General features: G+C 73.6%; 23 protein-coding genes. 10 read left to right on the forward strand and 13 right to left on the reverse strand.

The genetic code is table 11. The annotated features are described in order from the left end of the window. Positions 1-126: 126 nt before the first annotated feature. Positions 127-723 carry a TetR/AcrR family transcriptional regulator gene (locus tag OHV05_RS16445; protein ID WP_405018347.1) on the forward strand — a complete coding sequence of 199 codons (597 nt, stop codon included), beginning with the start codon at positions 127-129 and terminating at the stop codon, positions 721-723. Next, positions 720-1,067 carry a nuclear transport factor 2 family protein gene (locus tag OHV05_RS16450; RefSeq protein WP_405018348.1) on the forward strand — a complete coding sequence of 116 codons (348 nt, stop codon included), beginning with the start codon at positions 720-722 and terminating at the stop codon, positions 1,065-1,067. Before OHV05_RS16445 ends, OHV05_RS16450 begins: the two co-directional genes overlap by 4 nt. Before the next feature lie 50 nt (positions 1,068-1,117). Here OHV05_RS16450 and OHV05_RS16455 read toward each other — a convergent pair whose 3' ends face one another. Further along, a complete protein-coding gene (locus tag OHV05_RS16455; RefSeq protein ID WP_405018349.1) occupies positions 1,118-2,095 on the reverse strand; it encodes an AraC family transcriptional regulator in 978 nt (325 codons plus the stop codon). Between the two features lie 141 nt (positions 2,096-2,236). Between OHV05_RS16455 and OHV05_RS16460 the strand changes: the two genes are divergently transcribed. Next, complete coding sequence (locus OHV05_RS16460) at positions 2,237-3,103, forward strand: NAD(P)H-binding protein (protein ID WP_405018350.1); 867 nt, start codon at positions 2,237-2,239, stop codon at positions 3,101-3,103. 59 nt (positions 3,104-3,162) lie between these two features. Here the strand turns inward: OHV05_RS16460 and OHV05_RS16465 are convergent, their stop codons facing one another. Further along, complete coding sequence (locus OHV05_RS16465) at positions 3,163-3,849, reverse strand: TetR/AcrR family transcriptional regulator (RefSeq protein ID WP_405018351.1); 687 nt, start codon at positions 3,847-3,849, stop codon at positions 3,163-3,165. A 112-nt stretch (positions 3,850-3,961) separates the two neighbouring features. Here OHV05_RS16465 and OHV05_RS16470 point away from each other — a divergent pair, with 112 nt between their 5' ends. From OHV05_RS16470 to OHV05_RS16485, 4 genes are all read left to right on the forward strand, one after another. Further along, positions 3,962-4,609, forward strand: a complete 648-nt coding sequence (locus OHV05_RS16470) for an NADPH-dependent FMN reductase (protein WP_405018352.1) — start codon at positions 3,962-3,964, stop codon at positions 4,607-4,609. 11 nt (positions 4,610-4,620) lie between these two features. Continuing rightward, positions 4,621-6,030 carry a DHA2 family efflux MFS transporter permease subunit gene (locus OHV05_RS16475; RefSeq protein WP_405018353.1) on the forward strand — a complete coding sequence of 470 codons (1,410 nt, stop codon included), beginning with the start codon at positions 4,621-4,623 and terminating at the stop codon, positions 6,028-6,030. Between the two features lie 406 nt (positions 6,031-6,436). Then, the gene (locus tag OHV05_RS16480; protein ID WP_405018354.1) at positions 6,437-7,177 is read left to right on the forward strand and encodes an ABC transporter ATP-binding protein; all 741 of its coding nucleotides are present in this window, start codon (positions 6,437-6,439) and stop codon (positions 7,175-7,177) included. After that, complete coding sequence (locus tag OHV05_RS16485) at positions 7,174-9,978, forward strand: FtsX-like permease family protein (RefSeq protein WP_405018355.1); 2,805 nt, start codon at positions 7,174-7,176, stop codon at positions 9,976-9,978. Before OHV05_RS16480 ends, OHV05_RS16485 begins: the two co-directional genes overlap by 4 nt. Before the next feature lie 91 nt (positions 9,979-10,069). Here the strand turns inward: OHV05_RS16485 and OHV05_RS16490 are convergent, their stop codons facing one another. Then, positions 10,070-10,372 (reverse strand): hypothetical protein, encoded by a 303-nt coding sequence (locus OHV05_RS16490; protein WP_405018356.1) that lies wholly within the window; start codon positions 10,370-10,372, stop codon positions 10,070-10,072. Positions 10,373-10,471: 99 nt separating this feature from the next. Beyond that, on the reverse strand, positions 10,472-10,897 hold the full coding sequence (locus OHV05_RS16495) for a hypothetical protein (protein ID WP_405018357.1): 426 nt from the start codon (positions 10,895-10,897) through the stop codon (positions 10,472-10,474). Positions 10,898-11,171: 274 nt separating this feature from the next. Between OHV05_RS16495 and OHV05_RS16500 the strand changes: the two genes are divergently transcribed. From OHV05_RS16500 to OHV05_RS16510, 3 genes are read left to right on the forward strand one after another with little or no spacing between them, the layout of a single operon-like run. Then, positions 11,172-11,681: a hypothetical protein gene (locus OHV05_RS16500; protein ID WP_405018358.1), complete on the forward strand. Its 510-nt coding sequence runs from the start codon at positions 11,172-11,174 to the stop codon at positions 11,679-11,681. A gap of 53 nt (positions 11,682-11,734) precedes the next feature. Continuing rightward, a complete protein-coding gene (locus OHV05_RS16505) occupies positions 11,735-13,552 on the forward strand; it encodes a prolyl oligopeptidase family serine peptidase (protein ID WP_405018359.1) in 1,818 nt (605 codons plus the stop codon). Further along, positions 13,549-13,803 carry a hypothetical protein gene (locus OHV05_RS16510; RefSeq protein WP_405018360.1) on the forward strand — a complete coding sequence of 85 codons (255 nt, stop codon included), beginning with the start codon at positions 13,549-13,551 and terminating at the stop codon, positions 13,801-13,803. Before OHV05_RS16505 ends, OHV05_RS16510 begins: the two co-directional genes overlap by 4 nt. A gap of 1 nt (position 13,804) precedes the next feature. Here OHV05_RS16510 and OHV05_RS16515 read toward each other — a convergent pair whose 3' ends face one another. From OHV05_RS16515 to OHV05_RS16555, 9 genes are all read right to left on the reverse strand, one after another. Continuing rightward, positions 13,805-14,599: an SURF1 family protein gene (locus OHV05_RS16515; protein ID WP_405018361.1), complete on the reverse strand. Its 795-nt coding sequence runs from the start codon at positions 14,597-14,599 to the stop codon at positions 13,805-13,807. A gap of 312 nt (positions 14,600-14,911) precedes the next feature. Continuing rightward, positions 14,912-15,940 (reverse strand): hypothetical protein, encoded by a 1,029-nt coding sequence (locus tag OHV05_RS16520; RefSeq protein WP_405018362.1) that lies wholly within the window; start codon positions 15,938-15,940, stop codon positions 14,912-14,914. Further along, positions 15,933-16,454 (reverse strand): SigE family RNA polymerase sigma factor, encoded by a 522-nt coding sequence (locus OHV05_RS16525; RefSeq protein WP_405018363.1) that lies wholly within the window; start codon positions 16,452-16,454, stop codon positions 15,933-15,935. Before OHV05_RS16525 ends, OHV05_RS16520 begins: the two co-directional genes overlap by 8 nt. A 225-nt stretch (positions 16,455-16,679) precedes the next feature. Beyond that, the gene (locus OHV05_RS16530; protein ID WP_405018364.1) at positions 16,680-17,744 is read right to left on the reverse strand and encodes an aspartate-semialdehyde dehydrogenase; all 1,065 of its coding nucleotides are present in this window, start codon (positions 17,742-17,744) and stop codon (positions 16,680-16,682) included. Then, on the reverse strand, positions 17,741-19,021 hold the full coding sequence (locus tag OHV05_RS16535) for an aspartate kinase (protein WP_403043030.1): 1,281 nt from the start codon (positions 19,019-19,021) through the stop codon (positions 17,741-17,743). The genes OHV05_RS16530 and OHV05_RS16535 overlap by 4 nt, the downstream gene beginning before the upstream one ends. Before the next feature lie 292 nt (positions 19,022-19,313). Further along, positions 19,314-20,003: a DUF5063 domain-containing protein gene (locus tag OHV05_RS16540; protein ID WP_403043032.1), complete on the reverse strand. Its 690-nt coding sequence runs from the start codon at positions 20,001-20,003 to the stop codon at positions 19,314-19,316. Continuing rightward, positions 19,996-20,595, reverse strand: coding sequence for a recombination mediator RecR (gene recR, locus OHV05_RS16545; RefSeq protein WP_057234470.1), 600 nt, complete (start codon positions 20,593-20,595; stop codon positions 19,996-19,998). The genes OHV05_RS16540 and recR overlap by 8 nt, the downstream gene beginning before the upstream one ends. A 159-nt stretch (positions 20,596-20,754) precedes the next feature. After that, positions 20,755-21,093 (reverse strand): YbaB/EbfC family nucleoid-associated protein, encoded by a 339-nt coding sequence (locus tag OHV05_RS16550; protein ID WP_184917303.1) that lies wholly within the window; start codon positions 21,091-21,093, stop codon positions 20,755-20,757. A 70-nt stretch (positions 21,094-21,163) separates the two neighbouring features. Continuing rightward, positions 21,164-23,377 (reverse strand): DNA polymerase III subunit gamma and tau, encoded by a 2,214-nt coding sequence (locus OHV05_RS16555; RefSeq protein WP_405018365.1) that lies wholly within the window; start codon positions 23,375-23,377, stop codon positions 21,164-21,166. Positions 23,378-23,399 lie beyond the last annotated feature (22 nt).

The raw sequence follows: 23,399 nt of genomic DNA on the forward strand, positions 1-23,399 counted from the left end.
TGTCGGAGAGATCCGGCGGGGCCCTGCTCCGTTGTGCGGTGCCGGTCGGTGATCGGGCATCCGATCTGGGACGGCGCTGCGCGTGCTATTTTGTGAGCAGTCGTTCAACTAATTCGGAAGGTGACCATGGGGCGCAAGCAACTCTGGGACCGGGCCGAGGTGTTGGCCGCCGCCATGCGGCTGTTCCGCCGCCAGGGGTACCAGGGAGCTTCGCTGCGGGACATCGAGGAGGCGACCGGGCTGCACCCGGGCAGCCTGTACCGGACCTTCCGGAACAAGGACGGCCTGTTCCAGGCGGCCCTGGAGGCGTACCACGAGCAGGTGGTGCAAGGGCGGGTCCGGACCCACCTGTCGGAGCCGGCCGATCCGGTGGCGGGCATCCGGTCGTTCTTCACCTCCGCCTACGGGACCGGGCTCGACCCCGATCCCGGCTGCCTGCTCACCAACACGGCGGTGGAGTCGTTCACCGTCCCCCAGGCCGCCGCCGGCGTACGGCAGGGCCTGGCCACCATCGAGGCGGGGTTCGCCGACGCCCTGACCCGGGCCCGGGCGCTCGGACGCGTACCGGCGGAGCTGGACGTCGAGATGACGGCCGCTCAGCTGCTGGCGCTCTACCAGGGTTTGTTGGTGCTGGTCCGGGCCGGCCTGCCGATCACCAAACTGCACACCGTCACCGATGGCGCGCTCGCGTCGATCGGCCCCACGAACGAGGGACAGCGATGAGTGACACACAGCAGCTCTGGACGGACTACGCGGCCTGCTGGTCGGCCGAACCGGGCGAGCGGCTCGCCGCGCTCGGGGCGGTCGCGGTGGACGAGGTCGGCTACCGCGACCCGGGTACGGAGGTCAGCGGCCTGGCCGAACTGGCCGACTACATGGCCGGGTTCGCCGGTACGTTCCCCGGTCACCGGTTCCGCATCGACGAGGTGCTCGAGCACCACGACCGCTCGCTCGCCCGGTGGACCCAGCTCAGCGAGCAGGGTGAGCCCGCGATGGCGGGCGTCAGCACCGCGCTGCACCGCGACGGCCGGCTCGCCGACGTGACCGGGTTCTTCCTCCCGGCCTGAACCGTCCCCGGCGGGACCGAACGAGCGCGCGCCCGCACCGGCCCACCCGTTCAGTCCCGCCGTCCCGCACCCCCGCGCCGGTACCGGCCCGGGGCCAGGCCGTACTCCCGTTTGAAGGCGTTGGCGAAGGCGAACTCCGAGCCGTAGCCGACCCGTTCGGCCACCGAGCTGAGCGGGCTGTCCGTCTCCCGGAGCAGGCGGGCGGCCGTGGTCATCCGCCACCAGGTCAGGTACCCGAGCGGCGGCCGGCCGACCGTCGCGGCGAACCGCTTGGCGAAGGCCGCCCGGGACAGCCCGCCTCTGGCGGCGAGGCTCTCGACCGTCCACGGGGCGTCAGGTGCGCGGTGGACGGCGTCCAGCGCGGCGCTGACGGCCCGGTCCCCGAGTGCGGCGGCCCAACCGTGGGCCGGGCCCTGCTCCCCGGCCGGAGGCTGGTCGAACCAGGCGCGGAGGATGAAGAGCAGCAGCATGTCCAGCAAGGCCGGGACGACGGTGTCCGCGCCGAGCCGAGGACGCTCCAGCTCACCGCCGAGGAGTTCGACCGCGGCCCGGATCTCGGGGTGGCGCCCGAGCCGGGCGGGCAGGTGCAGGACGTCCGGCACGTCCCGGAGCAGCGGGTGCGCCCGGGACGGGTCGAGCTGGTACGCGCCGCAGAGGGTGACCGTGGCGGGCCCGGTGACCGTGGCGGGCCCGGTGCCGTCCGGCGGCCGGCCCACCGAGGCGGTGGCGTGCCGCTGTTCGCGCCAGGTGCCGTCCTGCGGGTCGCAGGCGGCCTCGGCCAACGGAGTTGACGGATGGTCGGCCAGCGCGTGGTCGTGCCCGCGCGGCATGAAGACCACGTCGCCGACGCCCAGTGCGACCGGTTCGCTCTCCCGGGGGATCAGCCAGCACGAGCCCTGCAGGATCACCTGGAACCCGCCGCCGGGGGCGGGCAGGAAGCGCTGCCCCCAGGGGCCGTACCACTCCACCCGGGCCGAGCGGGGCTCACCGGTGCGCATGACCGCCACCACGTCACTGAGGACATCCATCCGCAGAAGATACCGGCCCGACGAAGACGATCGCGTATGAATCGGAGACCCGGGCGCATGGGAAGTCTTCGCCAGGCGACCTACGGTCGAGCCAACGGCACCACAACGGGTGAGATGCCGTCAGGGAGAGGCAGTCCGGTCATGGTTGAGCAGTCACCGAAGGTCCTGGTCGTCGGAGCGAGCGGCACGGTGGGCCGGCACGTCACCTCGGGCCTGCTGCGGAGCGGGGCGGAGGTGCTGGCGCTGACCCGCGAACCGGAGCGCGCAACCCAACTGCCGAGCGGGGCAACGCTCGTACGCGGCGACCTGACCGACCCGGAGAGCCTGGCGGCGGCCGCGCGGGAGGTCGACGCCGTGTTCCTCGCCTGGCCCCTGCACTCGGCCGAGGGCGCCGCCGAGGCCGTGGCGGCGCTGACCGGGAACGCCCGCCGGGTGGTGTACCTGTCCTCGGCCGCCGTCCGGGACGTCCCCGGCGGGGAGCCCGAGTCGCCCGGTCGGCCGGACGCCGAGGTCGAGGCGCTGATCGTCCGCTCCGGCGTGCGGTACACCTTCCTGCGGCCGCACGGTTTCATGGCCAACGCCCTGCGCTGGGCTGCGGAGATCCGGGCCACGGGCCTGGTGCGCGGCTACGGTGGCGCAGCCGGGCTGACCCTGGTCGACGAACGGGACATCGCCGCCGTGGCGGTCCGGGCCCTGACCGAGGACGGGCACCACGGGGCCCGGTACGCGCTGACCGGGCCCGCGTCGCCGACCCAGGCGGAGCAGGTGCGGATCATCGGTGCGGCCGTCGGCCGGCCGGTCCGGTGGGAGGAGATCTCCCGGGCGGCGGCCCGTCGGCAGCTGGTCGACAGCGGCTGGCCACTCGGGATCGTGGACGGCGCGCTCGACTTCGTCGCCGCCCGGGTCGACGCACCGGAACCGGTCACCGGTACGGTCCTGGACGTCACCGGCACCCCCGCCCGCTCCCTGCACGACTGGGCCGTCGAGCACGCCGACCGGTTCCGCTGAGCTCGACCGGCGGGCCACGACTCCCCCGGCCGAGCAGACCGCCCGGGCAGAGCGGCGGATCAGCCCGCCCGGTACGCCCGTACGAAGGCCAGCACGCCCGCCTCGATCAGCCGGTCGGTCTCCTCCCTGGGCAGCGGGAGGACACCGTAGTGCGAGAGCTGCACGATCAAGTGCGAGGTGAGCGCCATGAAGTGGGCCGCCGCCATGGCCACGTCCCCGTGCGGGTCGAGCAGCCCGGCCGCCGCCAGGCCGGCCATCGTCTCGGCGAGGGCCCGGCCGACCGGGCCGGGGCCCGCGTCCTTCCAGGCCGCCAGCACCTCCGGCGGTACGTGGTCCGCCTCGGCGTGGATGTGGCGGACCAGCGCGAAGTGGTTCGGATGGTCGGCCATCAGGCCGACGAACGCGCGGGCCAGCGCGATCAGGTCACGCTCCAGCTCCGCCGGGCGGGGCGGCCGCTCGGGATCCACCAAGGCGCGTAGAAGCGCGAGTTGGGCATCCCGCACCTCACCGGAGGTCCAGGTGACGACGGTCCGGAAGAGATCGGCCTTGCCGCCGGGGAAGTGGTTGTAGAGGGTGCGGGTCGACACGCCCGCCGCCGCGGCGAGGGCGTCGACCGAGGCCCTCGCGTAGCCCTCCCGGCCGAAGACCGAACAGGCCGCGCTCGCGAGAGCGATCTGCTTCTCCAGCTTCCGGGGCGACAGCTCGCGCTGCGCCTCCGCCGACCAGGTCTCGTTGCCGCTGCTCACAGATGCCTCCCGAGAGAAATTACAACGACCGTTGCACTTTAGACAACGCTCGTTGTACTTTACCGGAGGGGAGGCCGCGACGGGCGGTCGCCCAGGAGGAGGGGACACCACCATGCCTGCCAGCGAAGCCGCAGCCACCGCCGTCCGCACCACCGCCGGCGCCGCCGACCGGGACGCGCCGCTGCGCGTGGCCGTCATCATCGGCAGCGTCCGGGAGGGCCGCCAGGGGCCGGCCGTCACCGACTGGTTCGTCGGGGCCGCCGCCGCCCAGGCCGGCCTGGAGTTCGACGTCATCGACCTGGCCGAGGTCAACCTGCCGCTGGTGATGCCCGGTTGGGGCAGCACGCCGAGCCCCGAGACCGCCGCCGCCCTCGCGGACGTGACCCCCCGGCTGGCCGACGCCGACGCGTTCGTGGCGATCACGCCCGAGTACAACCACAGCTTCCCGGCCGTCCTGAAGAACCTGATCGACTGGCACCACCAGCAGTGGCACGCCAAGCCGGTCGGCTTCGTCTCGTACGGCGGGCTCGGCGGCGGGCTGCGCGCCGTCGAGCAACTCCGGCTGATCTTCGCCGAGTTGCACGCCGTGACGGTCCGCGACTCGGTCAGCCTGCACGGGCCGTGGTCGGGCCTCGGTCCGGACGGGGCGCCGCGTGACACCGACGTGCCCGCAGGTGCTGTCAAGGGCATGCTCGGCCAACTCGCCTGGTGGGGACGGGTCCTGCGGGACGCCCGGAGCACCCACCCGTACCAGGGCTGAAGGCGCGGGAGATGAGCACGGCCCAGCTCGCCGAGGCGCCACGGCACCTCCCCCGGCCCTCGGCCACGGTCCTGAACCGCACCCTCGTCGTGGTGGTGACCGGCTCGATGATGTCGGTGCTGGACACCACGATCGTCAACGTCGCGCTGCGCAGCCTGGCCGAGACCTTCCACGCCCCGCTGGCCACCATCCAGTGGGCCACCACCGCCTACACGCTCGCGCTGGCCGCCGTGATCCCGACCGCCGCCTGGGCGATGGGACGGATCGGCGCCAAGCGCAGCTACCTGACCGCCCTCACCCTGTTCACGCTCGGCTCCGTGCTGGCCGCCTTCGCCTGGGACGCGGGCAGCCTGATCGCCGCCCGCGCCGTGCAGGGGCTCGGCGGCGGGCTGCTGATGCCGGTCGGCATGACGATGGTGATGCGCGCCGCGGACAGCGAGCGGCTCGGGCGGGCGATGGCGGTCGGCGGGCTGCCCATCCTGATCGGGCCGGTGTTCGGCCCGGTGCTCGGCGGCTGGCTGCTCGACGTCGCCTCCTGGCACTGGATCTTCCTGGTCAACCTGCCGGTGGGCGCGGCCGCGCTGCTGCTCGCCGGGAAGCTGCTGCGGTCCGACCGGCCGGTCGACCCGGCCGCCGCGCCCGGGCTGGACGTCGCCGGGCTGCTGACGCTCTCGCCCGGCCTCGCGCTGCTGCTGTTCGGCCTGGCCAGAGGCGGCGAACGGGGCGACTTCGGCGCCGCCGGGGCGCTGCTCCCGACCCTGGCCGGAGCGCTGCTGGTGGCCGCCTTCGGGTGGCGCGCGCTGACCGCCCGTCAGCCGCTGCTCGACCTGCGCCTGCTGCGCGACCGCAGGCTGGCCGCCGGGGCCGGCACGCTCGCGCTGTTCACCGCCGGCTACTTCGGCTCGATGCTGCTCGGCCCGATGTACTGGCAGCTGGCCCGGGGTGTGAGTGCCACCGAGGTCGGACTGCTGGGCGCGCCGGTCGGACTGACCGTCGGCCTGTCCTTGCAGGTCGCCGCGCGACGGATCGACCGGGTCTCGCCCCGGCGGCTGATCACCACCGGCGTCGCCCTGGGCGCGCTGGGGATGGTCCTGACCGGACTCCAGGTCGGCGTGCCGGAGGTGCCGGCCTGGCGGGTGGTCGGTTCGGCGATGGTGATGGGCGTCGGCGCCGGGATGGTGCTGATGCCGACCATGACGACCGCGAGCCGCGACCTGCCGAAGGAGCAGCTGGCGGCCGCCAGCACGGTCCTGAGCATCAACTCCCAGGTCTGGGCCTCGACCGGCACCGCGCTGATCTCGGTGGTGCTGGGTGCGGCCGGCCCGGATCCGGCGGGGTTCCGGCTCACCTACCTGGTCGCGGGGGGCGTGCTGGCGCTGGGGCTGCTGCCCGCCGCGCTGCTCCCGGGACGGCGTTCCTGAGCGGGCGCGGCACCAAGCGGAACCGTACGACCGAGGGCCCCGCCGGATCACTCCGGCGGGGCCCTCGGTCGTGCCCGGCCCGAGGTCACGCCGGTCAGTGGGAACAGTCCGGCAAGTTGGTCGGCCCACCGAGAATTCGATCGCCAGGGCCGCCGCGCCCCGTCCGACCTGGGCAGATCCGGCGAACGGGTCGGCAGATCGGCTCCACTGACCGCTTGAAGCGCGGCTGCATACCGGGTATACATACTCGGTATGCAGGCACGTCAGGGTGGTTCGACTGACCGGGTCTGACAGGACAGTGACTGGGGTGCCGCCCCGGGTGAGGCCGCCTTCCGGCCCCGCCGACGGACGGCAGCTGTGCTGCGCCCGGTGCCTCGGGTGACGGCCGACGAGAAGGAGCCGACGAGTGACAGCCACAGAGATCAGGGAAAGCGAAGGGGCGGTCCTCCGCCTGCGCGGGGTGTCCCGGGTACACGGTCAGGGCGCGACCCAGGTGCACGCCCTGCGCGGGATCGACCTGTCGGTCCGTCCCGGGGAGTTCGTCGCGGTGATGGGCCCCAGCGGGTCCGGCAAGTCCACTCTGCTCACGCTGGCCGGCGGGCTGGACACCGCCAGCTCCGGCCAGGTCCGGGTGGAGGGGCAGGACCTGGGCAGGCTGTCCAGGACCGCGCTGTCCGCCGTCCGCCGCCGGGCGATCGGCTACGTCTTCCAGGACTTCAACCTGATCCCCGTACTGACCGCCGCCGAGAACGTCTCGCTGCCGCGCGAACTGGACGGGGTGACCAGCCGCCGGGCCCGGGCCGAGGCGCTGACCGCGCTCGCCGAGACCGGCGTGGCCGAGTACGCCGACCGCTTCCCCGACCAGTTGTCCGGCGGACAGCAGCAGCGGGTCGCGATCGCCCGGGCGCTGGTCGGCGAACGCCGGCTGGTGCTCGCCGACGAGCCCACCGGCGCGCTCGACTCGGCCGCCGGGGACACCGTACTGTCCGTGCTGCGGGCCCGCTGCGACGCGGGCGCGGCCGCGGTCATGGTGACCCACGAACCCGCCCACGCGCAGTGGGCGGACCGGGTGGTGGTGCTGACCGACGGGCAGGTGGTGGAGGAGCGCCCGGGCGGCGCCGCCAACAGGACGGACCAGAACCGATGAGCCTCTCCGCCTGGCGGGCCGCGCTCCGGATCGCCCGCCGCGACGCGCTGCGGGCCAAGGGGCGCAGCGCCCTGATCATCGCCATGATCGCGCTGCCGGTGGTGGGTGTCACCGGCGCGGACATCGTGGCCCGCAGCACCCAGCTCACCACGCAGGAGCACAGCACCCGCCTGATGGGCACCGCCGACGCGTACGTCAGCACCAGTGCCCAGCCCGGCTGGCGGCTGGTGCAGGGCGCGGAGCCCAGTATCGACAACACCTCGATCCTGTCCCAGAAGGGGGTGAAGCCCACCCCCACGCCGGAGGAGGCGGCCCGCAGCGGCCAGCCGCTGCAACGACTGCTGGAGCAGGCACTGCCGGCCGACGCCAAGCTGCTGCCGGTCGAGGCCACCACCGGCTACCACCTGACCAGCACCACGTACGGTCAGGGCCAGGTGCAGGTCTGGGGGATGGACCTGGCGGACCCGCTGGCCGCCGGGATCACCACGCTCCGGCAGGGGGCGTGGCCCGCCGCACCGTTCGAGGTCGCGGCGACCACCGCCTTCCTCACCGACTCCGGGCTCCAGGTCGGCCAGAGCACCACGCTCAAGGGCACCACCCAGCCGCTCCGGATCAGCGCCGCCGTCGAGTACCCCGGCGAGCTGCGGGCGAACCGGCTGGTCGGCCGACCGGGCGAGCTGAGCGGTCTGCTCACCGCCCTGCCGGAGAAGACCGGCCTGGCCACCGCCCCCGGTGCCCGCGACTACCTGGTCTCGCTGCCCGGGCACGCCGCCTTCAGCTGGGAGGCGGTGCAGCAGGCCAACGCCTTCGGCTTCACCGTGGCCTCCCGGGCCGTGCTCGCCGACCCGCCGCCGGCCACCGAGGTCAGCTCCAGGGCCAGCACCCTGGACACCGAGGCGCTGCGCAAGACCGAGACCATCGCCGCCACGGCGGCCGGGCTGGCCCTGCTGGAGATCGTGCTGCTGGCCGGTCCGGCGTTCGCGGTCGGCGCCCGCCGCTCCCGGCGGCAGCTCGGGCTGCTCGCGGCCTGCGGCGGCAACCGGGCGCACATCCGCCGGGTCGTGCTCGGCGGCGGCATCGTGCTCGGCGGCGCGGGTGCGCTGGCCGGCGTGGTGCTCGGCGGGGTGACCGCCCTGGTCGCCCGGTCCTACCTGGAGGGCAGGTCGGGGGCCCGGTTCGGGCACTTCGCGCTGAACCCCACCGACCTGTCGGGCATCGTGGCGCTCGGTGTGGTCACCGGCCTGCTGGCCGCGTTCGTGCCGGCGGTGCAGGCCGCCCGGCAGCCCGTGGTAGCGGCCCTCACCGGACGGGTCACCTCCCGTCCGCCGGCCAAGTGGCTGGCCGTCGTCGGCGCACTGACCGCCCTGGCGGGCGCCGCCCTCGCGCTGACCGGCGAACTCTCCGACTCGGGCTCGCGCTCGGTGCTGGCGGGCTCGGTGCTCGCCGAGCTCGGACTGATCGCCTGCACCCCGCTGCTGATCAGCCTGTTCGGCCGGCTCGGCCGGTTCCTCCCGCTCTCGCCCCGGCTCGCACTGCGCGACTCGGCCCGCAACCGCGGCCGGACCGCCCCGGCGGTCGCCGCCGTGATGGCCGCCGTCGCCGGTGCCGTCGCGGTGCTGACCTTCCAGGCCAGCGGCGAGTCGGCCGCCCGGTCCGGGTACGTGGCCTCGGCCCCGTCCGGTGCCGTGGTGCTGAAGGCCGAGTCCGTCCGGGGCCCCGACAGCCTGGCGGTGTCCACCGCGAAGAACGCCGCCGCGCTGCGGACCGCCGTGGAGGGCACCGTGCCCGACCTCGGGCAGCGCGCGGACCTGAGCGTGCTCAGCTACGGGGCCTGCGACAGTACGCCCGGCTCGTTCTGCGGCCGGGTGCAGGTCGCCCCGGCGCCTGGGAACACCTGCCTGGCCCCGCCCGGTCCCGGCGGCATCGACCTCCGCTGCGCGCGCGGCTCCGCCGCCGAGCCCGAGGACATCCGGGACGTGATCAGCGGTGATCCGGCCGTGCTGCACAACCTGCTCGGCGTGGACTCGCCCGCCGCCACCAAGGCGCTGGCGGACGGTCAGGTGGTCGTCCTGAACCCCGGCTACCTCCAGGACGGCAAGGTCACCCTGCAGCTCACCCGGTTCGGTGCCACCGGCCCCGAGGGCAACCAGACCAGTACGGTCAGCCTGCCGGGCGTGGCCGTGACCGGCACCGCCCAGGCCGCCCGCGCGGTGATGTCACCGGCGGCCGCCCTGGCGGCCGGGCTGCTCTCGGTCGACCAGCAGTCGGTGTGGCGGCCCGCCCGGACCCTCACCTCGGCCGAGGTGCAGCGCGTCACCTCCGCCGTGGTGCAGACCGGCCCCGGCAAGCTCGCGGTGGAGCGCGGCTACCAGGAGGGCTCCGGCAACGCCCTCGTCCTGGGTCTCGCCGCCGCCGCCTCGGCGGTGGCCATCGCCGCCGCCGCCATCGCCACCGGCCTGGCGGCCACCGACAGCCGGGGGGACCTGGCCACCCTGGCCGCCGTGGGTGCCACCCCGGGCATCCGCCGCCGACTGTCCGCCTTCCAGTGCGCCGTGGTGGCCGCGATGGGCGCCTCGATCGGGGCACTGGCCGGGCTGGTGCCCGCCGCCGCCCTGCAGCGGGTGCAGAACCTCGGCATCGAGGCCAAGCTCGGCTCCGGCTCGTTCCGGATCGGCAGCAACCCGCTGGTGATCCCGTGGCCCGAGCTGGCCGCACTGGTGATCGGGCTGCCGCTGCTGGCCTGGGTGCTCGCCGCCGCCTTCACCCGCTCCCGGGTGGCCCTGGCGCGGCGGACGGAGTGAACCGGCGGTACTGAGCGAGTGCGGCGGCCCTACCGGGGAGACCTGGTGGGGCCGCCGCACTTCTTTGCAAGGAGGAGATCTGTCGTGCGGGTCACTGCGAAAGTGCCTGACCCTTTACGGACGGATCACCTTTCCCGGGTGGGCGTCGCAGTTCCCCGAGCCCCTGATGGCTGGTGCCGTTCGCCGGATCCGGGTACTTCCAGAGGTCGGCCATCAGGTCGGCGATCCGCACAGCGGTGAGCGGCCCGGTGGTCAGGGCGGCGGCGAGGGCGGGCAGCAGGTTGGGCGGGAGGGTGCGGGGGTCGCCGATCAGGACCGACTCGTCGGGGAAGGTGAGCAGCACCAGCGGAGCGCCGTCGTCGAGTTCGGCGTGGTACCAGGTGACCCTGTTCATGTGCCCCCTCCCGCTGACGGCGGATGCGTGCGACTCCAGCTGGAATCGAACGTACACCCGATTACGGGGACTGGCGAGGACGACACACGGGTCCGACGGTCAGTACTCCGCAGCGCCTTCGGAGTCGCCGCGAGCCGCCACCAGGGCCTCGATCACGGCCCGCACCCGGGGCAGGTCGGCCGGGTCGAGCTCGGCCAGGTGCGCCACGATCGCCCGGGCGTCGGCGGGCAGGCCGGTGAGCTCGGTGGTGACGTAGTCCAGGTACTGGGCCGCGGCGGCGCGCTGGACCTGGAGCAGCGGCAGGCCGAGCCCGGCCGCGAGCGCGCGGAGCACCTGCGGCTCGGGCGCGCGGACCACCTCGTTGCGGACCAGCTTGTGCAGCCAGGTGGTGCCGGGGCGGTAGCCGGTGGCCGGGTCGACGGTGCTCTCGGTGAGCCGCCGGAAGGTCACCCCGGGACGGTCCAGCGCCTCGCGCACCAGCCGGGAGAGCGCGTCGCCGGTGTCGCCGGGCACGGTCGCGGGCATCTCGTCGTCTCCCCTCACGGCAGTCGGCCCCTCACTCCGACCCGGGCGAGGGCGCGGGCGACAGCCGCGTTCGCGAACGAGGCTAACAGCGCCGACCTGCCGATGCTGCCACCCCTCGGGGCCGGTGACCAGCCGGTTCGGTGACCTACCCAAGGGAATCGAAAATAAATCGAATACGTGTTCGCGTTCGCGAACGCATCTAGGTAAGGTCCTGTCCGCGAGCAACGACCAGCGGTTCAGCGCAGCAGATCAGAGCAGCAGCAGGAGGCAGTCCGTGACCACGCCGACCGAGTTCTTCGGGGTCCCGATCCAGCGGAGTCGCCAGCCGGTCGCCTGCCGGGTGCAGCAGCGGCCGCTCTCCGCCCTCCGGCCGCTGTTCGAATCGGTGCTCCGGGATCCGGTGATCACGGCCTTTGGCTGGTCCCAGACCGGCCCGGTCCCGGTGGAGCCCGACGGTGCCCGGCTCCGGGTCGGGCCGCCCTGGTTCCGCACCACCGCCGACCGGGCCGAGCAGGACCTGTACGCGCTCTCGCTCGCCCTCCCGCACCCCAGCCTCGGCGGCCACCGCTACGGGCCGGGCGCCTCCCCGATGCACTGGCGCAGACTGCCCTACCAGGGGCCCGACCAGGCCCGCTTCGACCGGGCCCGACGGCTGTCCGAGGCACTGGAGTCCGGCGCGTTCGACCGGGTGCTGGCCGAGTCGTTCGGCGGCCCGGCCGGCGGCGCCACGGCGGTGACGGTCTGGCGGGACCGGATCAGGGTGGTGCAGTGCGCCTTCGTCTGACCGGCGGGGCCGCACCGTTCCGCCGGGCCGCGAGGATCGGGTTTGATGGGGGGATGAGCAACGAGAAGAGCCCCGTACCGGAGTGGGAACAGCGGTTCCGGGCGGCACGGGTCTCCCTGCCCGACTGGGCGGAGCAGGCCCCCGACCGCGCCCTCTACGTCTCCAACTCCACCGGCACGTACGAGATCTACGCCTGGGACCGGTCGGCCGACACCCACCGCCGGGTGACCTCCCGCCCGAATGGGACCACCGACGCCGAGCTCAGCCCGGACGGCGCGTGGATCTGGTGGTTCGACGACACCGACGGCGACGAACTGGGCGTCTGGCGCCGCCAGCCGTTCACCGGCGGCCCCGACGAGCACGCCGTGCCCGGGGTGCCGGCCGCGTACGACGCGGGTCTGGCGCTCGGCCTGGACGGCACCGTGGTGGTCGGCACCTCGGACGACGAGCACGGCACCACCCTCTACCTGCGCCGCCCCGGCGCCACCGAGGTCGAGCGGATCTACCGGCACGAGGAGTACGGCGGCGTCGGCGACCTCAGCCACGACTCCACCCTGCTGGCGATCGACCACACCGAGCACGGCGACGCGATGCACTCGGCGATCCGGGTGCTCCGGCTCGCCGACGGCGCCACCGTGGCCGAGCTGGACGAGGTGACGGGTCGTCAACACCCCAGTGGGGTGGCCTGCCTGGGCTTCGCCCCGGCCGACGGCGACACCCGGCTGCTGATCGCCCACCAGCGCACCGGCCGCTGGGAGCCCGCCCTCTGGGACGTGGCCACCGGCACCGAGACCGCGCTGGTCCTCCGCGACGACCAGGGCCGGGAGTTCCCCGGCGACCTGTCCGCGCAGTGGTTCCCCGACGCCCGCGCCCTGCTGGTCGAGCACGAGTACGAGGCCCGTAGCGAGCTGTTCTGCTACGACCTGGCCACCGGCGGGCTGACCCGGCTGGACACCCCGCGCGGCACCGTCTCCGGCGCGACCGCCCGGCCGGACGGGACGGTGGAGTTCCTCTGGTCCTCGGCGGCCGAACCCTCAGCGGTCCGCTCCACGGCGGGCACCGTGGTGCTGCGGGCCCCCGGCCCGGTGCCGCCGGGCTCGGTGCCGGTCGAGGACGTCTGGGTGGACGGCCCGGGCGGCCGGGTGCACGCACTGGTCCAACGCCCCGCCGGGACCGGCCCGTTCCCCACCCTGTTCGAGGTGCACGGCGGCCCGACCCACCACGACAGCGACTCCTTCGCGGCCGGGCCCGCCGCCTGGCTGGACCACGGCTTCGCGGTGGTCCGGGTCAACTACCGCGGCTCCACCGGCTACGGCCAGGCCTGGACCGACGCGCTGCACGGCCGGGTCGGCCTGATCGAGCTGGAGGACATCGGCGCGGTCCGGGACTGGGCGGTCGACTCCGGCCTGGCCGACCCGTCCCAGCTGGTGCTCTCCGGCGGCTCCTGGGGCGGTTACCTCACCCTGCTCGGCCTCGGCACCCAGCCGGACAGCTGGACCCTCGGCCTGGCCGCCGTACCGGTCGCCGACTACCTCGCCTCGTACCAGGACGAGATGGAGGCGCTCAAGTCGCTGGACCGCACCCTGTTCGGCGGCTCGCCCGAGGAGGTGCCCGAACTCTGGCACGCCTCCTCGCCGTTGAGCTACGTGGAGCAGGTCAAGGTGCCGGTCTACCTGAGCGCCGGGGTGAACGACCCGCGCTGCCCGATCCGGCAGATCGACAACTACGTGACCCGGCTCGAGGAGCTCGGCAAGGAGCACGAGGTCTACCGCTACGATGCCGGGCACGGCTCACTGGTGGTCGAGGAGCGGATCAAGCAGCTCCGACTGGAGATCGACTTCACACTGCGGCACCTGGGGAGAGCGCGTTGAGCATCAGACGTGGGGTGGTGGCCTCCGGCGCCGTACTGGCGCTGCTGCTGACCGCAGCGGGCTGTTCGTCCGGCTCGGACGACTGCGACGACCGGTCGGCCGGCACCGTGGCCGGGACGGTCTCGCCGGTCCAGGCCCAGTTGCTGGCCAAGTCCGGCAAGGGCTCGAAGAGTTCGAAGAGCGCGAAGAAGTCCAAGGGCCACCGGAGCACCGGTCACAAGGGCGCGGACAACGACGACTGCGACGACTGACCTAGTCGGTGACCGGGTCCAGTCCGAGGGCCCGGTCACCGGCGTTCTCCGCCTCGCGGCGGGCCAGCCGGAACCACATGAAGACCACGAAGCCGCCGAAGACGAACCACTCCAGGGTGTAGCCCAGGTTCTGGAACGCCCGCAGGCTCAGACCGTTGCCGCCCTGCGGCTGCACCGTCGGCACCACGGTCAGGCCGTCCGCCACCGTGTCGGCGGCCACCCAGCCGTCGTACCCGACGTCCGGCAGCACGTTCACCAGCGCCGCCGGGCTGATCGTGCCCAGCTGCCCTTCGGGCAGGCCGCCGGCCACCGCACCGTTGCTGCCGCTGTTCTCCGGCGCCTGCAGCCGCCCGGTGACGGTCACCCGGCCGGGGTCGACCTCCGGCGCGGTCCGCCCTGCGGCCGGGCCAGGCACCCAGCCGCGGACCACGGCCACGCAGGCGCTGCCGCCGCCGTCCGGGCAGAGCGGGGTGAGCACGTAGTAGCCCTGCTTGCCGTCCACCGTGCGGTTGGGGACGAGCAGTTGGTGCGCCGCGTCGTACCGGCCGGTCAGGGTGACCGCGCGGCCGACCGTCTCGGTGGTCACCCGGGCCCGCGCGTCCGGCAGCAGCTCGGCGAACGGGACCGCCGCACCGCCGGTCGCCGCGTCGGCGGAGCGGACCGCGTCCTGGTGCCGCTTCACCTGGTCCTCGAACCGGCTGAGCTGCCAGGAACCGAGGAACAGGCAGACCACGACCGCCAGGACGGCGACCACGGTGCCGCCGAGCCAGCGCGAAGTCAGGAGAAACCGGTACACACACACCACGGTAACGACCCCTACACCCACCCCCGACACCAGGGCCTCACGCTGCGCTCCGCCCCGTGGGCGACGCCGACCTTTTCGCAGGTGGCTCGGAAGAGTCAGGGGCTCGGGGCTCTGCTGTTGTGCGGCTCCGCCGCGTGGGCGACGCCGGCCCTTGCAAGGTGATCGTCGCGTAGGTGGTCAGGTACTTTCGCAGTGACCCGCACGCCAGATCTCCTCGCCCACGCGGCGGAGCCGCACATCAGCAGAGCCCCGAGCCCCTGGACAGTGCAGCCGAGCGCCCTGCAAAAGGCCGAGCTCGCCGACCTACGGCCCCGTCGACGGGGAGGTGTCCGGGATGCGTTCCGGGCCGTTGCGGTAGACGGTGCCCGTGCAGGCGTTGGCCAGGGTGGCGACCACCTGGGGGCCGCCCGGGTCCGGGGTGTGGGTGAGGGTGAGGGTGGGGCGGCCCGGGGTCGGGCTGGCCGTCGGGGCAGGCGACTCGCCCGCCGACGGCGAGGCTTCGGGGCCGGGGGCCTCACTCGCGCCCGCCGTCCCGCCCGATCCCGGACCGGCCGCCAGCGCCCGGGAGTTGACGACCTCGGCACCGGGACAGGGCCCGTCCGGCACCCAGCCGAACCGGACCTGGTAACCCGCCATCGGCGGGAGCAGCACCGGCCCGCCCCCCACCGGCTCGGCCAGCCCGGCGGCCGGCCCGCCGGCCGTGTGCGGGGCCACCTTGACCGTGGCCGAGTCGGTCACCAGCCGGCCGCCGCCGACCAGTTCGCAGGCCCGCCCGGAGGTGTTGACCACCCGGAACCACCCGTACACCCGACCCTCCGGATCGGCCGCCGCCAGGTGGGAGCTGCCCTGCCCGAGGTCGGCCGGTCCGCAGCCGGGCACCGGCACCGTGCCCGCCGTCGGCGAGCCGGGGACACCGGCCAGCGACCCGCTGGTGGTCACCTCGGGCAGCGGCTCGGTCGGGGAGCCGACGGGCGAGGCGGTGACGACCGGCATCGGCAGCGAGGTGGGCCGACCGGTGCCGCCGCTCCTCGACGGCCCCGGCGTGACGGCCGGGCCGGACGGCCCGGTCGCGAGCGGGCCGTCCACCGGCCCGCCGGAGAGGTCGAGTTGCTGCACCCCGTGGATGGTCGGCAGGGCGGCGGCGGCGAGCAGCGCGGCGGCCACCACGCCCGTCCACCTGGTCCGCTGCCTGGCCCGGCGCCGGGGCACCTGGTCGTGCAGCCGGGGCAGCGCGGTCGGGTCGGGCTCGACCTCGGCCACCGCCCGGTGCAGCCGGTCGCGTAGCTCCCGCACCAACGGGTCCTCCCCCGAGGGCCGCCGGCCGTCAGTCATCGCTGCTCTCCATCAGCACCCGCAGCGCGGCCAGGCCGCGCGAGCCGTACGCCTTCACCGAGCCGACCGAGATCCCGAGCGCGTCGGCCACCTGGGCCTCCGTCAGATCGGCGTAGTAGCGCAGCACCAGCACCTCCCGCTGACGGCGTTGCAAGCCTCGGAGCGCGGCCTTCAACTGGTCGCGCTCCAGCGCATCGTAGGCGCCTTCTTCTGCACTGGCCATGTCAGGCATCGGCTTGGGCAGCAGCCGCAGGCCCATGATCCGCCGGCGCAAGGTGGAGCGGGACAGGTTGACCACGGTCTGCCGCAGGTAGGCCAGGGTCTTCTCGGGTTCGCGGACCCGGCGCCGGGCCGCGTGCACCCGGATGAAAGCCTCCTGCACCACGTCCTCGCAGGAGGCGACGTCGTCCAGCAGCAGGGCCGCCAGCCGGAGCAGGGAGCGGTAGTGCGCCTGGTAGGTGGCGGTCAGATGATCGACGCTGGCTCCCGCCGCGTCCGCCGCGGCGGTGCCCATCCGGCTACCGACCGGCCGCGCCGCCACGCGCACCGTGCCCACCCGCACTGCCCCCACCACGTTCGCCACGCATGTTGGACACTTGATCCCCTGTCATGGTTGCCCCCGACTGCGGGCTCATTCTCCCGCACCTGCCGGGGTGCCTCCAGTGCCCTTGCGGGGGAATCTGACGGATCGTCTGCCGTTCACCCGGACTCAACCTCCACCGGACGACCACACCCGGGCTCAGCCCAGCCGGGAGAACTCCGCCGCCACCAGCTCGGCGATCTGCACCGCGTTCAGGGCGGCGCCCTTGCGCAGGTTGTCGCCGCAGACGAAGAGGTCGAGCGCGGTGGGGTCGTCCAGCGCGACCCTGACCCGGCCGACCCAGACCGGATCCGTCCCGACCGCGTCGTTCGGGGTGGGGAACTCCCCCGCCGCCGGGTCGTCGTAGAGCACCACGCCCGGGGCGTTCTGCAGGATCTCCTGCGCGGCGACCAGGCTCACCTCGCGTTCGAAGACCGCGTGCACGGCCAGCGAGTGGGTGGTGACCACCGGGATCCGGACGCAGGTGGCGGAGACCTTCAGACCCGGCAGGCCGAGGATCTTCCGCGACTCGTTGCGGACCTTGAGCTCCTCCGAGGACCAGCCGCCGTCCTCCACCGTGCCGGACCACGGCACCGCGTTCAGGGCCAGCGGCGCGGCGAACGGGCCGTTGTCGCCGACCACGGCCCGCAGGTCACCGGTCTGCTCGCCGACCGAGGTGCCCGCCACCTCGGCGATCTGGGTCCGCAGGGTGTCCACCCCGCTCTGCCCGGCGCCGGAGGCGGCCTGGTACGCGGCGACCACCAGCTCGCTCAGGCCGTACTCGGAGTGCAGCGCGGCCAGCCCGCCGATCAGGGTGAGCACGGTGCAGTTGGGGTTGGCGATGATCCCGCGCGGGCGGATCAGCGCCGCCGGGGCGTTCACCTCGGGGACCACCAGCGGGACGTCCTGGTCCATCCGGAACGCGCCGGAGTTGTCGACCACCACCACGCCCTTGGCGGCGGCGATCGGGGCCCAGCGGGCGGCGATGTCGTCCGGTACGTCGAAGATCGCCACGTCGATCCCGGCGAACGCCTCCTCGTCGAGCCCGACCACCTCGGTCTCCACCCCGCGGACCGTCAGCCGACGGCCCGCCGAACGGGACGAGGCGATCAGCCGGATCTCCCCCCAGACGTCCCGCCGGATGGAGAGGAGGCCGAGCAGTACGGCTCCGACGGCGCCCGTGGCGCCGACCACCGCGAGGCTCGGCCTCCTCTCCGGGGTCATCGGCCGGTACCGCCGTAGACGACCGCCTCGTCCGTCTCGGTGTCCAGACCGAAAGCGCTGTGCACGGCCCGGACCGCCTCGTTGACGTCGTCCGCACGGGTGACCACCGAGATCCGGATCTCCGAGGTGGAGATCAGCTCGATGTTCACGCCGGCCTCGGAGAGCGCCTCGAAGAAGGTCGCGGTCACGCCGGGGTTGGAGCGCATGCCCGCACCGACCAGCGAGATCTTGCCGATCGCGTCGTCGTAGCGGAGCGACTCGAAGCCGATGCCCTCCTTGACCCGGCCGAGGGCGTCGATGGCCTTCTGGCCCTCGGTCTTCGGGCAGGTGAAGGAGATGTCGGTGAGACCGGTGGACGCCGCCGAGACGTTCTGCACCACCATGTCGATGTTGACCTCGGCGTCCGCGATGGCGCGGAAGATCCGGGCGGCCTCGCCCGGCTTGTCGGGCACGCCAACGACCGTGACCTTGGCCTCGGACGTGTCGTGGGCGACTCCGGAGATGATCGCCTGCTCCATCTCGCCCCCTTCGGGCTTGGTCGGGTTGATGCTGCTGACAATGGTCCCCGGCAGACCGGAGAAGGACGAGCGTACGTGAATCGGGATGTTGTAGCGCCGCGCGTACTCCACACAGCGGTCCAGCAGCACCTTGGAGCCGGACGAGGCCAGCTCCAGCATGTCCTCGAAGCCGATCCAGTCGATCTTGCGGGCCTTCTTCACCACCCGCGGGTCGGCGGTGAACACGCCGTCCACGTCGGTGTAGATCTCGCAGACCTCGGCGCTCAGCGCGGCGGCCAGCGCCACCGCTGTGGTGTCCGAGCCGCCCCGGCCGAGGGTGGTGATGTCCTTGCTGACCTGGGAGACACCCTGGAAGCCGGCCACGATCGCGATGTTGCCCTCGTCCAGGGCGTTCCGGATCCGGCCCGGCGTCACGTCGATGATGCGCGCCTTGTTGTGGACCGAGTCGGTGATGACCCCGGCCTGGCTGCCCGTGAAGGACTGGGCCTCGTGGCCCAGCGACCGGATCGCCATGGCCAGCAGGGCCATCGAGATCCGCTCGCCAGCGGTCAGCAGCATGTCGAACTCGCGTCCGGAGGGGATCGGGGAGACCTGCTCCGCGAGTTCGATGAGCTCGTCCGTCGTGTCGCCCATGGCGGACACCACGACGACGACCTCATGGCCGGCCTTCTTGGTGTCGACGATCCTGCGGGCTACGCGCTTGATGCCCTCGGCATCCGCTACGGATGAGCCGCCGTACTTCTGCACGACAAGGCCCACGTGCGCTCCTCGACTAGTGTCGTTTTCGGGGGACTGGTGGCCCCCGCACCCCCGGGGGAACGGGGGCGCTGCGGTCGGCGCCAGTCTAGCGAGCGGCCTGGGCCCGACCTGCGGTTTCCATATGATGAGACGCGGATATCACGAGGTGGGCAGCCGTCCGGCCGCCGGGACCGGCAGGTCTGCGGGCCCGGCCCGACCTCCCCGGAGAATCGCCGGGGAGGTGGACGCGGCACCTCGGATTTCGCGTCGGCGGGTGGGCGGTGACTGGTGCGTCACACCGGCGCGGCGCCGCCTACAGGCCGAGCTCGGCGACCATCAGGTCGCCCGCCTGCTGCTCCAGCTGCTCGTCGGTCAGCCCGTCGTCGTCGGTGTCCGCACCGTCCGCCGCCGCACCGATCGGGCTGTCCAGCCGGACGTGCGCGATCAGCGACTGCAGTGCCCGCAGCACCGCCGTGCAGGTAGAACCCCAGCTGGACAGGTAGGAGAACTGCCACCACCAGAGCGCCTCGCTGACCCGGCCCTCCTGGTAGTGCGTCAGACCGTGCCGCAGCTCGGCGACCACACCCGCCAGGTCGTCCGAGATCCGGAACGCGCTCGGCTTCTCCGGCGGCCCGTACGGGTCGAAGACCTCGTGGTAGACGTCGATCGGGGCGAGCAGCGCGGCCAGCCGCTCGCGCAGCTCGACCCCGTCCGGCTCCGGGCCCGCGTCCGGCTCGAACCGGTCCTCCGGGACGACGTCCTCGATCGCGCCCAGGCGGCCACCGGCCAGCAGCAGCTGCGAGACCTCCAGCAGGAGCAGCGAGACCACGCTGCCGGGCTCGTCGCCCTTGGCGACCTCGGTGACCGCGAGCACGAAGCTCTCCACCGAGTCGGCGATCTGCACCGCGAAGTCGTCCGGCTCGTGCCGGTGCTGCGGGCCGCCGGGTGCGGCGGCACCGGGGTGCGCGCCGGCGGGCTGGGTACTGCTGGGCTGCTCAGACATCGAGAAGTCGTCTCCCTTCGAAGGCCCGTCCGAGGGTGACCTCGTCGGCGTACTCCAAGTCCCCACCGACCGGCAGGCCGCTGGCCAGCCGGGTCACCTTCAGGCCCATCGGCTTGCACAGCCGGGCCAGATAGGTGGCGGTCGCCTCCCCCTCCAGGTTGGGGTCGGTCGCCAGGATCAGCTCGGTGACCGTGCCGTCCGCCAGCCTGGTCATCAGCTCGCGGATCCGCAGGTCGTCCGGCCCGATGCCCTCGATCGGGCTGATCGCGCCGCCCAGCACGTGGTACCGGCCGCGGAACTCGCGGGTCCGCTCCACCGCCACCACGTCCTTGGGCTCCTCGACCACGCAGATCACCGCGAGGTCGCGCCGCTGGTCCAGGCAGACCCGGCACCGCTCGGCCTCCGCGACATTGCCGCAGACCACGCAGAACCGGACCTTCTCCTTGACCTCCAGCAGCGCGTGCGCCAGCCGGCGCACGTCCACCGGGTCGGCCTGCAGCACGTGGAAGGCGATCCGCTGCGCGCTCTTGGGCCCGACGCCGGGCAGCCTGCCCAGTTCGTCGATCAGGTCCTGAACCACGCCCTCGTACAACTTCGCGCCTTCCCTCGGGCCCTGGCCACCGGCGGTGCCGTCGGCTCCGGTGCCATCATCCAACGAATCGGGCGTCGGACACACCGTCCGACGCCCGACTCACCATAAATCTCGCGCCGCCCCGCCGGTGCGGAACCGGCGGCAGGGCAGAAGGGCAGGTCAGAACGGCAGACCGGGGATGCCGCCGCCGAGGCCCTGGGCCAGCGGGCCCATCCGCTCGGCCTGCATCTTCTGGGCGGTCGCGTTCGCGTCCCGGACGGCGGCCAGGATCAGGTCAGCCAGCGTCTCGGTGTCCTCCGGGTCGACCGCGGCCGGCGCGATGGTCAGCGAGACCAGCTCACCCGCACCGGTCACCGTCACCTCGACCAGGCCACCGCCCGCCGAACCGGCCACGTGCGCCTCCGCCAGCTCGCGCTGCGCCTTGGCGAGCTCCTCCTGCATCTTCTGCGCCTGCTTCAGCAGCTGCTGCATATTGGGCTGGCCACCACCAGGGAACACGGCTCACTCCTGTACCTGTACGACTCACGACTGCGGAAACACTTCCGACCCGAGCCTACGTCGGCCGGGCTCAGCGGTTGTGGTGAATCTCCTCCAGGACCGTGGCGCCCAGCTCACGGACGATCAGCTCCTGGCTGTGCGCCCCCTGGTCGACCTGGGTGGGCGAGGGGCCGCTGAAGCTGGCGTCGCCCTCCAGGTCGTAGTCGTCCGGCGGGTAGTCCTCCGCCGGCGGCCCGTCGACCGGCGGCGCGGGCGCGCGGACGGGGGCGGGCGCCGGGGCCGCCGGGGAAGGCGCCGCCGGCTGCTGCGGGGACGGGGGCGCGGTCTGGGCCGACCAGGGCTGCGGCGGTGCGGCCTGCACCGGCGCGGGCTGCGGGGGCTGGGCCTGCTGCTGTGCCTGCTGCTGGTGCTGCGGCTGACTCTGCTGCGGGGCGCCCCAACCCCCGGTCGACGGCGGCGGGTTGCCACCGGCTCCGGCGGCCACCCCGCCGCTGGTGCCACCGGACGGGTCGACGATGCACTCGACCCGCCAGTCCACCCCGAGGGAGTCGGCCAGCGCCTGCTTGAGCACCTCGTCGCTGTTGCTGCCGACGAAGCTGTCGCGGGCACCCGCGTTGATGAACGAGACCTGCAGGACGCTGCCGTCGAAGCCCGCGACCTGGCCGTTCTGGCTGAGCAGGATCCAGGTGAACCGGCGGCGGTTCTTCACCGCCTCCAGGATCTGCGGCCAGAGCTGCCTGACCTGGCCCGCGCCCTGCTGGGCGGAGACCGAGGGCTGACCGGCCGTCGGCTGCGGAGCCGCCGACTGGACCGGCGGGGCCGGCTGGGCCGGTGCCACCGGCGTGGGGGCGGGGGCGGGCGCCTCCTGCGCCGGCGCACCGGCGGACGGGAAGCTGCGCGGGATCGGCCACGCGCCGGGGGCGGCGGCTGCGGGCTGACCCGGCGTCACCTGCCCGGGCGGGGCGGCCTGCGGCGGTGCGGCCTGGACCGGCGGTGCGGCCTGCACGGGCGGGGAGGCCTGCACGGGCGGGGCCTGCTGGACCGGCGGTGCCTGCGGTGCCTGCTGCATCGGGGGGGGCACCTGCATCGGCGGGGCAGCCGACGGCGGCGCCGCGAATCCGCCTGCGGCGGCCCGGCGCTCCAGCTTGTCCAGCCGCGCCTGCAGCGACAGCTCGTCGCCGTACGCGCCGGGCAGCATCACCCGGGCACAGATCAGTTCCAGCTGGAGCCTCGGCGCGGAGTTCCCCCGCATCTCGGTCAGCCCGGTGTTGACCAGGTCGGCCGCCCGGCTCAGGTCGGCCGGACCGAACCGGTCCGCCTGGGCCTGCATGATCGCGACCCGGTCGGCCGGGGCGTCGATCAGCCCCTTCTCCCCCGCGTCCGGCACGGTGGCCAGGATCACCAGGTCACGCAGCCGCTCCAGCAGGTCGGTGACGAACCGGCGCGGGTCGTGCCCACCCTCGACCACCCGGTCCACCACCTGGAAGACCGTCGCCCCGTCCTGCGCGGCGAACGCGTCCACCACCTCGTCCAGCAGCGCCGAGTCGGTGTACCCGAGCAGCGCCGTGGCCATCGCGTACGTGACGCCGCCCTCGCCGGCCCCGGCGAGCAACTGGTCCATCACCGACATCGAGTCCCGGACCGAGCCCGCGCCGGACCGGACCACCAGCGGGAAGACCGAGTCCTCGACCGCGATCTGCTCCCGCCCGCACACCTGCGCCAGGTAGTCCCGCAGCGTGCCGGGCGGCACCAGCCGGAACGGGTAGTGGTGCGTCCGGGACCGGATCGTCCCGATCACCTTCTCCGGCTCGGTGGTGGCGAAGATGAACTTCAGGTGCTCCGGCGGCTCCTCCACCACCTTCAGCAGCGCGTTGAACCCGGCCGGGGTCACCATGTGCGCCTCGTCCAGGATGAAGATCTTGTACCTGCTGTGCACCGGCGCGAAGAACGCCCGCTCGCGCAGGTCACGCGCGTCGTCCACACCACCGTGCGAGGCGGCGTCGATCTCGATCACGTCGATCGAACCGGGCCCCCCGGTCGCCAGGTCCGTACAGGACTGGCACTCTCCGCACGGGGTGGGCGTCGGGCCCTGCGCACAGTTCAGACAGCGGGCCAGGATGCGGGCACTGGTGGTCTTCCCGCACCCGCGCGGGCCGCTGAACAGGTAGGCGTGGTTGACCCTGTTGTTGCGCAGGGCCTGCTGGAGCGGAGCGGTCACGTGCTCCTGCCCGATGACCTCGGCGAAAGTCTCGGGGCGATAGCGGCGGTACAGGGCTAGGGACACACCCCCGACGATATCGGGACGG

Source organism: Kitasatospora sp. NBC_00070 (assembly GCF_045041205.1).
In the GTDB taxonomy this organism is placed as follows: domain Bacteria; phylum Actinomycetota; class Actinomycetes; order Streptomycetales; family Streptomycetaceae; genus Kitasatospora.